Raw genomic sequence first — 13,827 nt, 5'->3', positions numbered from 1 at the left:
CCCCCCCCCCGGCCTGCCCGGTCGCCTCGGCCGATTTCCGTCGACTCAAGCTCGAGTAAGCAGTGCTGGAAAGGACTCATGATGGCTACCCGGCCCGACGAGAACCTCACCGACGAGGCCGCACGCCGATGGGCCACGGCCCATTCACCGCGTACGGGCGAATTGATGACCGCGCTCGTACGGCACCTGCACGCCTTCGCCCGCGAGGTCGACCTGACCGCCGACGAATGGATGGCGGCCATGGACTGGCTGACCCGGACCGGTCAGATCAGCAACGAGAAGCGGCAGGAGTTCATTCTCGCCTCCGACGTGCTGGGCCTGAGCTCACTGGTGGTCCAGCTCAACCACCGGTTCGACGAACGGGCCACACCGGCGACGGTGCTGGGGCCGTTCCACATCGACGGCTCGCCCACAGTGGAATGGGGCTTCGACATGTCCGACGGGTTGCCCGGGACGCCGCTGTTCATCGTCGGCCGCGTGACCGACCTCGCCGGCCGGCCGGTGCCGCACGCCGTGCTCGACGTGTGGCAGGCCGACGTCGACGGAATGTACGAGTCGCAGCTGCCCGAGGTCGACGAGGCTCGGCTGCGGGCCAAGTTCCGGGCCCGCGAGGACGGCACCTACTGCGTGCGGACGATCGTGCCGCTGGGCTACACCATCCCGATGGACGGGCCGGTCGGTGACCTGATCGCCCGGACCGACATCAGCGAGTACCGTCCGGCGCACGTCCACTTCCTGCTCGAGGAGCCCGGCTACGAGAAGCTGGTGACCCATCTGTTCCCGGCGGGAACAGAATACTTGGACACTGATGTGGTGTTCGGTGTCAAGGACGCGCTGGTCACCCCGTTCGCCGAGCACGGGCCTGGCCCGAGCCCGGACGGCCGGGTCATGGACCGGGCGTTCATGGTCGCCCGCTACGACTTCGTCCTGCAGCCCCGGTGACCTCGCCGGTCGGGCCCCGGCGCGGGTGACCGCGGCTCCGCTGCCGGGGCGCTGGACAGCGGCGGTGACGCCGAACAGGGTCCAGAGGGCGAGACCCGGCCCCGGCTGATGACCTCGGCGAGCGCGATCACCGCCAGCCCCTGCGCGGCAGGGCGATCGAGATGCCCAGGCTGACCGCGTCACCCGTGATTCCGGCGGTTGAGGCGCCGCGCCTATCGCAGTTTGACGTCGATGCTCGCCCACTGGCCGTCGGCCACCGTGACGCCGACAGTGGCCGGGCTGTGGTCGCGGGCGGTGAAATCCAGCTCCCAGACGCCCGGCTCCAGGGGCCAGTCGTAGCGGCCGTCCCGGTCGGTGATCACGACCTTCAGGTCGGATGAGCGCGAAGGGCCGACCGCGCGGCGAGTCACGGTCGCGTCGCTGATGGGCGCGCCGGCTCCATCGAGGACGCGACCGCGTACGCCCTCGTCGGCCCGCGACGGTGTGGAACTGTCGCAGGCCCCGAGGAGCAGGGCGGCCGCCAGCAGGGCCGCGCTCAAGCGGGAGGCCTCGTTCACCAGTACATGACCGCGGATTCGCCGGAGGCCCACGAGTAATAGAGCCGGACCCGGACCACGTAACGGCGGCCCGCGAAAAGCTTCACATCGATCAGGGCGTTCCGGTCCTCGCCGCTGTCGTCGTCGCCGGCCAGATAGCGCAGTTCGCCGTCGACCTCCTCGAAAAGCACGAGCACGACGTCGGCCGCGCCGAAGGTGCCGATGCTGTACTCACGGCTCGCCTCGGGCACGATTTCGGCGTTGAACTGCTCGCCCGGTTTCAGGCTCATCGGCGTCGACTGGAACGGCGTCAGGCGCGGTAGTTGCGGCGTGAGACCCGGGTACCAGATCAGCACCTGCTCCTGGTCGATCTTCGAAATGCTGCCGGGCGGGCGGATGCCGTTCGTCTTGTACTCCTCCGGGCTGATCACCAGCCCGCTCGGGAAGCTGTATTCCATGACGGACTCGGGATCCCAGTCGGAGCCCTCGACCTCGGCCGGGTCGAGCTTGCGGAGCACGTTGTGGAACGTGGTCTCGCGCGGCCAGTTGTTCGGCGGCCCGCCGAGGAAGGCGTAGACGGCCTCGTCGTCCCAGACGATGCCGGCGTTCGGGTTCTGGTGCTCGTGCGGCATGCCGAGCGTGTGCCCGATCTCGTGGCGGGCGGTCGTCCGGCCGTACGGCGTCGTCAGATCCCACCCGAAATTCATGGTCCGCTCGTTCTGCCCGATCTGGAGCACGTCGCGCCCGAGATAGGACCAGGAGCCGTCACCCTGCTCGAAGCCGATACGTACCTCGGCCTCGGCGGGCGAGCTCACCTCGGCGAAATCGAGCCCGATGCCGATGCCTTTCCACTCGGCGAACGACTCGCGGACGACCGCCTTCTGGTCGTCGCGGCCGCTCTCCATGAAGGCGTAGCGCAGTTTCGTCCCGTTCGCCCACTTGGCGGTGCCCCGCACGATTGCCCGCCGCCGTTCGGCCGGCATGTCGGCCGGCAGAACCGGCATGATGCGCGGCGGCGCGGCGCAATACCTCAACTGTTCCATGACGCCCTTCCCCCCACCGAAAAAGCACGGAATAAATGCCCGCCGGGAATCATTTCCGTCCGGCGCGGCGAATAACGTGCACCAAGCTTTCTCTTGATTTCTTGGTCAAGTCAATGACCTGCGAGAGCGTTGTCGGAAAGCCGTCCGGGAGGTATCTGACACGGCCCGGCACCCCCCGCACGCGGCCCGTGTGACCGGGCGCACCAGCACCCCGACCAGGGTCGGACACGGGGGCGCCCGGGGATCGGACGGGGCAATGGTCACTGAGGGACACCTGACGGAAGGAAAGTTTCGATGCCACCGCCGCCGCGCCGGGTCGCGCTGACGCTGATCCTCGGATCTCAGCTGATGATGACCCTCGACACCTCGATCATCACCACCGCGCTGCCGAAGGTGCAGCAACAGTTCGACTACTCCCCGGGCGCGCTGTCCTGGGTGCAGAACGCGTACGTGCTGGCGTTCGGCGGCCTCCTGCTGCTCGGCGCCCGGACCGGCGACCTGCTCGGCCGCCGCCGGGTCTTCGTCGGCGGGATCGCGCTGTTCACCCTGGCCTCGCTGGCCGCGGGCCTCGCGCCGACCGGGCCGTTCCTGATCGCGGCCCGGGCCGTGCAGGGCGTCGCGGCCTCGCTGGCCGTGCCGTCCACGCTGGCCCTGCTGGTCTCCGGGTCGCGCGACGCCACCGACCGGGCCCGGCTGATCGCCCTGTACAGCGCGGTGATCGGCGCCGGCGGCAGCGTCGGCATCGTGATCGGCGGCGTCTTCACCGACCTGCTGTCCTGGCGCTGGGGCCTGCTCGTCAACGTTCCGATCGGCCTGGTGATCACGGCGCTCGCCCCGCGCTTCCTGGCCGGCACCGCCCGCAGCGAGGGCAGCTTCGACCTCGGTGGGGCGCTCACCTCGACGCTGGGCATGACCGCTCTCGTCTACGGCTTCATCCAGGCCTCCGAGGCCGGCTGGGGCGCCGCCTCGACCGTCGTCTCGCTCGCCGCGGGGGTTGTTCTGCTGATCACTTTCGTCCTCATCGAGCGCGTGGTGGCTCAGCCGATCACCCCGCTGCGGCTGTTCGCGAATGTCGAGCGCTCCGGCGCGTACGCGGGAAGGCTCTTGATCGTCGGGGGGAACTTCGCCGTTTTCTACTTCCTGAGCCAGTACCTCCAGGAGGTGCTGGGCCTCAGCCCACTCGAGACCGGCTTCGCCTATGTGCCGGTCACCGGCATGTTCTTCGCGATGGTGTACGTGGTCAGGCCGCTCCTGGCCCGGCTGGGCCGCCCCGTGCTGCTCGTCGCCTCGCTGACGATCGCGCTCGCCGGCACGTGGTGGCTGTCCCGGATCTCGGCTTCCTCGACGTACTTCCCGGACGTCCTGTTGCCCCTGGTGGTGATCGGAGTCGGTCAGGGCATCGCGATCATCCTGATGACGAACGGCGGCGTGGCCGACGTCGAGCCGCAGGACGCCGGCGCCGCCTCCGGCCTCGTCAACGTCGCGCACCAGGTCGGCGGATCGCTCGGCATCGCGATCTTGACGATTGTGTACGCCGGCGCGCTGCCGAACGGCAAGGTCGCGGCCTTCCACGACGCGTTCACCGGATCCGTCTACTTCTTCGTCGCCGCGCTGGCCCTGGGGATCGTCGTCGCGATCGTCACCCGCCACCGCGCCCCGGAGATCACCCCGCAAAACCCCGTCCTTCTGGAGGCATGATGAACACCAGGCTCTTCCTCGGCGGCTGATCGCGGCCGAGAACGGCTCCGCGCTCTGGTTCTGCCGAGCCGGTCAGCCCGGCCTGTCACGCCAGGCCACCTCGTTCCTCAAGGCGGCGTCCGAGTTCGGCTGGGAGGAGACGCTCCCCTCCGCCACACCCTTCGATTCGGTCGTACGCCGTACGCCGGTCGGCGTGGTCGCGGCGATCATCCCCTGGAACTCGCCGTTCTCGGCGGCCAACGCGAAGATCATCCCGGCCCTGCTGGCCGGGAACACGGTGATCCTCAAGGTCTCGCCGGAGAACACGCTGAGCATGAACCTGCTGGCCTCACTGCTGGCCGAGGCCGGGGTGCCCGAGGGCCGGATCAGCGTCCTGGCGGCGGACCGCGAGACCAGCGAACACCTGGTCAAGCACCCCGGCGTCGACAAGATCGCGTTCACCGGCTCGACCCGGGCCGGGCGGCGGATCGCCTCGCTCGCCGGCGAACAGCTCAAGCGGGTCAGCCTGGAGCTGGGCGGCAAATCGGCCGCGATCATCCTGGACGACGCCGACGTGCCCTCGGCGGTCGCCGGACTGAAGTTCGGCTCGCTGCTCAACAACGGCGAGTCGTGCATCGCGCAGACCCGCATCCTGGCCCCACGCCGCCGGTACGACGAGATCGTGGCCGCCCTGGCCGACATGGTGTCGTCGGCCAAGGTCGGCGACCCGCTCGACCCGGACACGTTCATCGGGCCGATGGTCCGCGCCGACCAGCAGCAGCGGGTCCGCGACTACATCGACCTGGGCGTCAGCGAGGGCGCGACGCTGGTGGTGGGCGGCTCGCAGATCCCCGAAGGCCTGGAGAAGGGCTTCTACGTCCGGCCGACCCTGTTCGCGGACGTCGACAACAGCATACGCATCGCCCAGGAGGAGATCTTCGGGCCGGTGCTGGCGGTCATCGCCTACGACGACGAGGACGACGCGGTCCGCATCGCCAACGACTCCGAGTACGGCCTGTCCGGCGGCGTCTGGTCGGCCGACCCGTCCCGGGCGCTGGCCGTGGCCCGCCGCCTGCGCACCGGCACGGTCACGATCAACGGCGCCCCGATCGGCTTCGACGGCCCGTTCGGCGGCTTCAAGACCAGCGGGATCGGGCGCGAGTACGGCGTGGTCGGCCTCACCCAGTACATCGAGTACCAGACGATCACGAAGGCGAGTTGAGAATGCCGAAGACCCGGCTGGTGACGGGCTGCTCCGGCGGCCTGGGCCGGCAGATCGCGAAGGCTGTCGTGAGGCGGCAAAGCACGCGGTGAACGGTTTCTCGGCGGCGCTGGCCCTGGAGGTGGCCCCACTGGGCATCAAGGTCACGGTCGCGGAGCCGGGCGGCATGCGCACAGAGTGGGCCGGCACGTCGATGACAACGCTGCCCATGTCCGCCCCCAACGAGTCAACCGACTACCGCTGATCCACCCCTCGGCTCGGCCGGCCCGCTCCAGGCCCCGGCCGAGCTCGCCCCGCCCCCTCGCCTTACGCCCCTCGGCCCCCTCGCCCCCTTGGCCCTCGCCTTCGCCCCCTCGCCCCCTCGCCATTCGCCCTCTCCCCCCTTGCCCTTCGCCTTCGCCCCTCGCCATACGCCTCGCCCTCTCGCCCCTCGCCCCTCGCCTTCGCACCCTCGCCCTTCTTCGCCCCTCGCCGGCGGGACTTCACCCCGTAGCCCCCGGCGGGTTGGCTGCGGTTAGGCTTTCCTAACTTCGAAGGACGGGGTTGGGGATGGCGCAGCCGGAGTCGTTGGCGGAGCTGCTCAACGGGCGGCGGGCGGCGATCGACGCGACCGTGCCGGCGGCCGGATATCTCGGGGGCTGGCTGATCGGCCGGTCGATCTGGGCCGGCGCCATCGTGGCGGTCGTCTGCGCCCTGGCCATCTCGTGGTGGCGCCTGCGGCACGGCGACAAGCCCCGCGCGGTGCTGATCGGCCTGCTCGGCGTCTGCGTGGCGGCACTGATCGCCCTCCGTACCGGCAATGCCGCCGACTTCTTCCTTCTGCAACTGCTCAGCAACGCAGCCAGCGCGCTGGCCTGGGCGGTCAGCATCGTGATCCGCTGGCCACTGCTGGGCGTGATCGTGGGCGCGGTGCTGGGCCAGAGAACCCGGTGGCGCCGCGATCCGGCACTGCTACGGGCGTACATGCGAGGCAGTTGGATCTGGGTTCTGCAGTACCTGATCCGGGTAGCGGTCTTCCTGCCTCTGTACGCGGCCGGCCAGGTGACAGCCCTCGGCGTGGCCCGGATCGCGCTGACCTGGCCCCTGGTCGCCGCCTGCCTGGCGGTGAGCTGGTGGGTGATCCGCCGCTCGCTGCCGGCCGGCCACCCCGGCCTACGCCACCCGGTGACCGAGCCGGCGCCGGCCTCCTGACCGCCTCGCCACCGAAGCCCCCTTCCCGGCGCGCAAAGCACCTCACCTCTCACCACCTCTCGGCACTGTGCCTCTCAGCACCGCGTTCTCCGCGTTCTCGGCACCCCGCCTTCCGCATCGCGCCTTGCGCACCGCCCTTTCACACCGCGCCTTCCGCACCGCGCCCTCCGCACCGCCTCCCGCACCGCGCCTTGCGCACCGCCTTCCACACCGCACCTTCTGCACCGCGCCCTCCGCACCGCCTCCCGCACCGCGCGTTGCGCACCGCCTCCCGCACCGCGCCCCCTCCGCACCGCGCGCCCCTCCGCACCGCGCGCCCCTCCGCGCTGCCGTCAACACCGCGTCAAAAATTGGGCTCGGCTCTGGCGTGGGCTCGGTGGCCGAGTCACGGTTGCCCGGTGAGCGAGTCGAAGGTGATCCTCGGGGTGTCGTCGTCCCTGTCCGGGCTGGAGGCCGCGCGTTTCGCGGTGCGGCAGGCGCGGCGCCGGTCGGTTCCGCTTTTGGCGGTACGTACGTGGATGCTCACCACTGGACCTCGGTCGCGTCCGAGCCTCGAGTGGGAGCGCGCGCTGGCCGTCGAGGCCCGTCGGCGCGTCGACGAGACGTTCGAGCTGGCGCTGGGTACGACGCCGGCCGAGTTGGACGTGATGGTGCGGGTTCCGTCCGGCTCGGCCGCCGCCGCTTTGCGGCACTACGTCACCGGCGCCGACGATCTCATCGTGGTCGGCGCCCCCACCAGCCGCTGGTGGGGTGGCGGCACGGTCCGCCGCTGCGTACGGACCGCGTCCTGCCCTGTCATCGTCGTGCCGCCGCCGGCGCTGGCCCGTGTGCCGTCGCGGCGGCTGGCCCAGGAAGCCATCGACTACACGACCCGCGCGTAGCGCTCAGCCCTCTCGGGCCTTGCCGCCGGAAAACGCGGGCTCGAGCTCGTCGGCTGGAAGTTTCACCGTCACGGTGGTTCCGACGTTCTCGGTGGAGCGGACGTCGATGGTGCCGTCGTGGTTGCCGAGAATGGTGTGCACGATCGCCAGCCCGAGCCCGGTGCCGGGCACCGCCTGCCGAATGGCGTTGCTGGCCCGGAAGAACCGGCCGAACAGCGCCTCCTTGTCGTCCTCGGGAATGCCCATCCCGGTATCGGCGATCACCAGGAACGCATGGTCACCGCGCCGCTCGACGGTGACCGTGACGGTTCCTTCGGGCGGCGTGAACTTGACCGCGTTGGAGAGCAGGTTGTCGAGCACCCGGTCGAGTTGGGCGCTGTCCCCGCGTACCGGAACGGGCCCCCGAACCTCGGCGTGCAACCCGACGAAGGCTTTGGCCGCTGTCGGCTCGATCGCGGCGACGGCCCGCAGCACCACTTCGGCCAGGTCGAGCGGCCCCCGCATGGTCCGGAAGTCCCCCGACTCGATACGCGACAACGTCAGAATGTCCTCGATCAGGTCACGGAGCCGTCGAGCGTTACGGGCGATGACGTCCAGCATCCGCTCCTGCGACGCCGTCAACTGCCCCGGTTCAGCGTCACGCATCAGCTCCACGTACCCGGAGATGCTGGTCAACGGCGTCCGCAACTCATGCGACACGGTCGACATGAAGTCGGTCTTGACGGTGTCGATCTCATGCAGCCGAGCGACGACAAGCTCCTCGTTGCGCCGCATCTCCTCGGTACGCCGTGCCGCCGCGTCCAGCGCCTCGGCAATGGCCCGGATCTCGGCTGGCCCTTGCCGCGCCTCATCGCCGAAGCCGCCCTCGGCCCTGACCCCGGCACTGGCGGCCGCTACGGCACTGACACCAGCGCTGGCGGCCGCGCCGGCACTGACGCCGGCTTTGGCGGCCGCGCCGGCACTGACGCCGGTTTTGACGGCCGCGCCGGCACTGACGCCGGTTTTGACGGCCGCGCCGGCACTGACGCCGGTTTTGACGGCCGCGCCGGCGCTGGCATCCGCGCCGGCGTTGACGGCTGCTCCGGCGTTGATGCTGACGCCGGCGCTGACGACGGCTTTGAGCGGGCCGACGATCCGCCGGCGGGTGCGGACGGCCGTGAGAACCGCGACGACAGCGGCCACGACGGTGAGCACGGAGATCACCGCGATGGTCACCCAGCGCAGCGCGTCCACCCGATCACTCAGATCCGCGGCCCGTCCCTCGGCCGAGGCCCGCACTTCGTCATTGGCCGCTACGAACGCCCGAAACAGCGGCTCACCCCGCACCGCGTACCCGGCCGCCTCGTCGCTGCCCGGCGGCGCCTGCCGCTGGAGTTCGGCGACCGCCCACCAGTCGTCGGCCTGATCGATCTGGGCCGAGGTGGCACCGGCGTCCCGCTCGGCACCGAGCCGGACCAGTTCCTCCCCCGCCAGCCCGTACTCGCTGCGAGCCACCTCGTAGGTGTCGAGCATCCGCTCGTCTCCGGTCAGCGTGTACCCGCGCAGTCCCGCCTGAGCTTCGGCGAGCACCGTTCGCAGCTCGGCGTTGGCCGTCCGCAGCGGCTGCACCTCGGTAACGAGTTGCCGCTCCACGCGGTGCTCCACCAGCACCGCCGTGAGCTCGACCGCCCCGCACCCGACGACCAGCGCGACCAGGCCCGTGAAGGCCCCGGTCAGCAGCCGGCCGACCGAATCCTCACGTCGCATCGTCCGCCCACGCGCCGCTCACGCCCGGGCTCGGCTCAGCAGCGCCTGAATGCGGGAGACCAGCTCGCGCGGGCTGAACGGCTTCGTCACGTAGTCGTCGGCGCCGGCGCTGAACCCGCCCTCGACATCCTGCTCCTGCACCCGCGCGGTCAACATGATGATCAGAATTCCGGCCGTTGCGGGGTCGGCCCGCAACATGCGGCACACCTCGATGCCGGACAGCCCCGGCATCGACACGTCGAGCACGGCCAGCGTTGGTTGCCGGCTCCGCGCCTGCTCGACGGCGCTCTGGCCGTCCTCGACCGCGATCACCTCGAACCCCGCCTGCTCCAGCTTGAACGCCACCAGGTCGCGGATGTCGGCATCGTCGTCGGCAACCAAGACCACCGTCACGGCAATCTCCCTCTGGTTGGTGGACGCAGCTTTCGCTACTTATACGGACCATATCCGGTTAGTCCGAGTTGTGAGACCGCTCCGCGTGTTCTCCGCCGCGCAACCCACCCGCACCCTGGGCGCAGCGAGCCTGCGCCCGCGCTCCGGTGTTCTGTTCTCAGACGCCCACTCGACCTTGAGCCGGCAGGAGGTTCCCGATGCACGCCGTGATCGACGCCATCCGCACCGAGGCACTCTTCGCTTCGAACCTGCAGCGTTCCCAGAGCCCCACCCCCGAACTGATCCGGGCCGCCGTCAACTCGACGGTCGACCGCCTCGGCGAGGCCCGCTGCGCCGAAGTGGTGGCCCAGGAGTTCGGCGAGCACCCGGACTGCGCCATCGGCCGCATGCGCTGGGCCCGCAACGCCGTCCGCCTGGCCTTCACCTGACAGCCTCATCGCCCCTTCCACCGCGCCAGCCGCCGTCCTCGCAACCAGCCGCCGCGCCGGCTGCCGTTCTTGCGGCCGGCCGGCGCGCCGAGCGGCCGCGGGAGGATCACCCCGCGTGTCCGTTGCGCCGCACCGTGGCTGGGTCGTAGGCTCGGCCACATGTTGCACGCGCGCTTGAGCATGTGGTGGCCCGCCAGACCGGCGGCCACTTCTCCCCGCGCGTAACCACTCCACGCGGCCGCCTCCCCGAGGCGGCCGTTTTCGTATGGTCGGACCTCGGTCGGCACCGCCGAGACCCGAAAGAGGACCACCATGCGGCCTTTCGCCCTGCTCCACCGGGACGGCGCCGACCACGTCGAGGTGCTGACCGGCGACGTCGTGACGGTAGAAACGCTCGACGACATCCCCTTGCACCGCGGTCGACCGACCCTGGCCGTCATCCCCTACCGCCAGATCGCCGAACGCGGCTTCGACTGCGTCGACGACGGCGCCCCACTGGAATGCCTCGTGGTGCGCTCGGCCCGGAACGAACCGCTGAGTTCCTTCCCGGCCGCTGCGCTCAGCGTCCGTGACGGCGGCTTCGACCTCTCCGACGCCGAGTACGGCGCGATCGTCGAGGACGTTCTGCGCGACGAGATCGGCCACGGCGAGGGCGCCAACTTCGTGATCCACCGCGTGTTCCGCGCCACCGTCGACGGCGACCCGGTGGCCGCCGCCCGAGCCGCTTTCGGCCGCCTGCTGGCGCACGAGCAAGGCACCTACTGGACCTTCCTCGTGCACACCGGCACCCGCACCCTGATCGGCGCCACCCCGGAACGCCACGTCAGCGTCGCCGACGGCGTCACGATGATGAACCCGATCAGCGGCACCTTCCGCCACGGCTCCGGCGACCTCCTCGACTTCCTGCACGACCCGAAGGAGACCGAGGAGCTTTACATGGTGCTGGACGAGGAGCTCAAGATGATGGCCACCGTGGCCGAGCACGGCGGTCAGGTGGCGGGCCCGTACCTCAAGCAGATGGCCCACCTCACGCACACCGAATACCTGCTCGCCGGGCAGGGCTCCCTCGACGTCCGCGACGTGCTGCGCGAGACCATGTTCGCCCCCACCGTCACCGGCAGCCCCATCGAGAACGCCTGCCGCGTGATCGCCCGTCACGAGCGCCGGGGCCGCCGCTACTACGCCGGTGTCCTGGCTCTGCTCGACCATGATGATCAGGGCCGCCAGACGCTCGACGCCCCGATCCTCATCCGCACCGCCGAGATTTCCCCCGACGGCACCCTGCGGGTCCCGGTGGGCGCCACGCTGGTCCGCCATTCGACGGCCGCCGGCGAGGTCGCCGAGACCCACACCAAGGCCGCCGGCATCTTGTCCGCGCTGGGTGCCGCCGCTGCCGGCTCCTCCTCCGTACGCCCGCAAGCCGAGACCCCGGAAGTCCGCGCCGCCCTGGCCGCTCGCAACGACGGCCTGGCCCGCTTCTGGCTCGACTCGCGCGCCCCTGGCGCGCTGACCGTCCCCGGCCTCGCCGGCAAGACCGCCCTGATCGTCGACGGCGAGGACACCTTCACCGCGATGCTCGCCCACCAGCTGAAAGCGCTCGGCCTGACCGTGACCGTGGCTCCGTGGACCAGCTTCGCAGCACACCCCGCACCCCACCATCGTGACTCGGCGCCCGCCGGAGGTGATCTCGCCGATCTGCTCGCCGACGAGGCGTCGCGGGTCAATCCACTCGCCGTCGACCTGCTCGTCGCCGGGCCCGGGCCGGGCGACCCGGGCGACCCGGAGGACCCGAAGATGGCGGTCATGCGCGACCTCATCGGGCAGCGACTGGCCGCCGGCCGACCGCTTTTCGCCGTCTGCCTCGGCCACGAGATCCTCGCTGTCATGCTCGGGCTCGGATTGCGCCGGCGCGACGCTCCCTATCAGGGTCTCGCCCGTGACATCGACCTCTTCGGCGAGACGCGCCGGGTCGGCTTCTACTCCAGCTTCGCCGCCGTCTCGGAGACGGACGAACTTGTCACCGCGCACGGCACGGTGGAGATCGCTCGTGACAGGACCGACTCCGCGGTGCACGCGCTGCGCGGCCCAGGCTTCGCCGGCGTGCAGTTCCACCCGGAATCGGTGCTCAGCCGCGACGGCCTGGCCGTACTCGCCGAACTTTTGCCGATATTGATGACTGACGTGGTTAGCCCGGGCAGGAACGGGTAGCGAAGAGTATTGCCGGTGGTTCAAGGGGATCGAGAGCCTCCGCTTGGGCCACCGGCCCGCACCACCATTCGGTGCGTGCGCGGCGCCGCCGACCGGCGTACCGGCTTTGTGCGTCCCGCCGGGTGGCGTTGCGGTGGCGGTCGTGCGCTCAGCCGGCCAGAACATCGTCCAGCACCGCCTCGAACCGGTCAGGCTGCTCGAAGATCGCCCGGTGACCCGCACTGTCGATCATGACGAGTTCCTTTCTGGGCGCCCGCAATTGCGCGTACCACTCGTCGAAGAGCACCTCGAGGCCCCGCATCTCGTCGGCGCCCTGCACGAACCAGGCCGGCACCGGAAGACTGAGCGCGTCGCGCCGTAGGTCGATCTCCTGCATCTGCGGGTACAGCACCGACCAGGTGTCGAGGATCGCGTTGATCGTGTGAGCCTTCTGCAGCAACGTGTACTCGCCGACACCGATCTCAGAACTCAGGGACGGCTGCGCGTACGCCTCGTTCTCGTACAACATGATCGGCTCGTATCCCCAGACGTCGCCGTAGGGCGGCGGCCCTTGGGCGGCGAGTTGTTCCGCGACGTCGTCCCGCCCGGTGGACCGAGCCCAGGCCAGGATGTCGTCGTAGAAGATCCGGTCGCTGGCTCGGAGATCGACACCCTGACCGGCGCCGATGTAAGCGGCGAATTTCTCCGGGGCTCGCTGCAGCGCGAGCACCGACAGGATCGAGCCGCCCGAATGCCCGAGCAGGTAGATCTGGTCGTGGTGGAACCGCTCCCGCAAGTAGTCCGCGACGTCGAGGATGTCCCGCACCATCCGGTCGAGCGTCGCCTCAGAGGTCGGATCGAGCGCCGGGTATGAGGCGCCACCGCCCCTACGGTCGAGGGTCGCCATCACGAAACGCTGCTCGACGGCCCCGAGGTGGTTGCGGACAGCACCCAGCTCGGAACCACCCGGCGCGCCGGGAACGAACAACAGCACCGGCGCGTCCGCGTGCGCACCCCGGATCATGACGTTGAGGCCGCCGACCGTCGCCAGCTCGGCGACGCCGCCCGGAATCGGCGCGGTGCGGGCCGGGATCGCGATCGCGGTGGTCAGGAGCAGGACACCGGCAGCCGGCAGCGCCACCAGCACCTGCCCGAGGCGCCGGGTGACTCCCCGGCCGATGAGCAGCCCGAGCACCAGCGGCACGAGGGTGAGTGTGGCCTGAAGGCCGCGGCCGGCGACCAGCACGACGAAGCCGAACGCGCTGGCGTGCGGCGGACCGGTGGACGGCCCCGAGTAGCGGATCCGGGCTGTCTCGAGCGCCAATAGGAAGGCCAACGGCACGAGAACGGCCACGAGGCGAGAACTGCTGAAGCGGCCAGCGGCGAGACCGATCGCCACGCTCACGAACACCGAGCAGAGGGCCTCGGTGATCGTGAGAGGGCCGCGCGGGGTCCAGAGGCCGACGAGAACGCCCCAGGTGGCGGCGAGTGCTGTCCAGAGAATCGCAGGTGCTGTCCAGGGAATCGGTGGCATGCCGCAGAGGATCGCCGATGGACCGTGGCGAGCACACGATGCTTTGG

13 protein-coding genes are annotated in these 13,827 nt (G+C 70.4%); 8 read left to right on the top strand and 5 right to left on the bottom strand.

Annotated elements, in window-relative coordinates:
* Window positions 1-81 precede the first annotated feature (81 nt).
* Window positions 82-942, top strand: coding sequence for a dioxygenase (locus AB0C26_RS42315; protein ID WP_360259805.1), 861 nt, complete (start codon window positions 82-84; stop codon window positions 940-942).
* 212 nt (window positions 943-1,154) lie between these two features.
* Here the strand turns inward: AB0C26_RS42315 and AB0C26_RS42310 are convergent, their stop codons facing one another.
* Both AB0C26_RS42310 and AB0C26_RS42305 read right to left on the bottom strand, forming a co-directional pair.
* A complete protein-coding gene (locus AB0C26_RS42310; protein ID WP_360259803.1) occupies window positions 1,155-1,499 on the bottom strand; it encodes a carboxypeptidase-like regulatory domain-containing protein in 345 nt (114 codons plus the stop codon).
* A complete protein-coding gene (locus AB0C26_RS42305; protein ID WP_360259801.1) occupies window positions 1,496-2,521 on the bottom strand; it encodes a M12 family metallopeptidase in 1,026 nt (341 codons plus the stop codon). The genes AB0C26_RS42310 and AB0C26_RS42305 overlap by 4 nt, the downstream gene beginning before the upstream one ends.
* Window positions 2,522-2,815: 294 nt before the next feature.
* On the opposite strand from AB0C26_RS42305, the gene AB0C26_RS42300 reads away from it, so the two are divergent.
* The 5 genes from AB0C26_RS42300 to AB0C26_RS42280 all read left to right on the top strand — a co-directional run bounded on the left by AB0C26_RS42300 (window position 2,816) and on the right by AB0C26_RS42280 (window position 7,492).
* A complete protein-coding gene (locus AB0C26_RS42300; RefSeq protein ID WP_360259799.1) occupies window positions 2,816-4,219 on the top strand; it encodes an MFS transporter in 1,404 nt (467 codons plus the stop codon).
* 25 nt (window positions 4,220-4,244) lie between these two features.
* Window positions 4,245-5,420 (top strand): aldehyde dehydrogenase, encoded by a 1,176-nt coding sequence (locus AB0C26_RS42295; RefSeq protein ID WP_360259815.1) that lies wholly within the window; start codon window positions 4,245-4,247, stop codon window positions 5,418-5,420.
* Window positions 5,421-5,448: 28 nt separating this feature from the next.
* Window positions 5,449-5,664 carry an SDR family NAD(P)-dependent oxidoreductase gene (locus AB0C26_RS42290; protein ID WP_360259812.1) on the top strand — a complete coding sequence of 72 codons (216 nt, stop codon included), beginning with the start codon at window positions 5,449-5,451 and terminating at the stop codon, window positions 5,662-5,664.
* A 305-nt stretch (window positions 5,665-5,969) separates the two neighbouring features.
* Entirely contained in the window at window positions 5,970-6,611 is a 642-nt protein-coding gene (locus AB0C26_RS42285) for a DUF3159 domain-containing protein (protein ID WP_360259797.1), read from the top strand.
* Window positions 6,612-7,009: 398 nt separating this feature from the next.
* Window positions 7,010-7,492 carry a universal stress protein gene (locus AB0C26_RS42280; RefSeq protein ID WP_360259795.1) on the top strand — a complete coding sequence of 161 codons (483 nt, stop codon included), beginning with the start codon at window positions 7,010-7,012 and terminating at the stop codon, window positions 7,490-7,492.
* 3 nt (window positions 7,493-7,495) lie between these two features.
* Here the strand turns inward: AB0C26_RS42280 and AB0C26_RS42275 are convergent, their stop codons facing one another.
* A complete protein-coding gene (locus AB0C26_RS42275; protein ID WP_360259793.1) occupies window positions 7,496-9,238 on the bottom strand; it encodes an ATP-binding protein in 1,743 nt (580 codons plus the stop codon).
* 18 nt (window positions 9,239-9,256) lie between these two features.
* Entirely contained in the window at window positions 9,257-9,631 is a 375-nt protein-coding gene (locus tag AB0C26_RS42270; RefSeq protein ID WP_097318880.1) for a response regulator transcription factor, read from the bottom strand.
* A 197-nt stretch (window positions 9,632-9,828) separates the two neighbouring features.
* Here AB0C26_RS42270 and AB0C26_RS42265 point away from each other — a divergent pair, with 197 nt between their 5' ends.
* Together AB0C26_RS42265 and AB0C26_RS42260 are read left to right on the top strand one after the other, a co-directional pair.
* On the top strand, window positions 9,829-10,059 hold the full coding sequence (locus AB0C26_RS42265) for a hypothetical protein (RefSeq protein ID WP_360259791.1): 231 nt from the start codon (window positions 9,829-9,831) through the stop codon (window positions 10,057-10,059).
* A gap of 312 nt (window positions 10,060-10,371) precedes the next feature.
* A complete protein-coding gene (locus tag AB0C26_RS42260; protein ID WP_360259789.1) occupies window positions 10,372-12,267 on the top strand; it encodes an anthranilate synthase family protein in 1,896 nt (631 codons plus the stop codon).
* Window positions 12,268-12,415: 148 nt separating this feature from the next.
* Here AB0C26_RS42260 and AB0C26_RS42255 read toward each other — a convergent pair whose 3' ends face one another.
* A complete protein-coding gene (locus AB0C26_RS42255; RefSeq protein WP_360259786.1) occupies window positions 12,416-13,780 on the bottom strand; it encodes an alpha/beta hydrolase in 1,365 nt (454 codons plus the stop codon).
* Between the last annotated feature and the right edge of the window lie 47 nt (window positions 13,781-13,827).

The sequence above is a fragment of the Actinoplanes sp. NPDC048796 genome (assembly GCF_040650035.1).
Lineage (GTDB): Bacteria > Actinomycetota > Actinomycetes > Mycobacteriales > Micromonosporaceae > Actinoplanes.
This window is presented reverse-complemented; position numbering and strand designations above follow the sequence as displayed.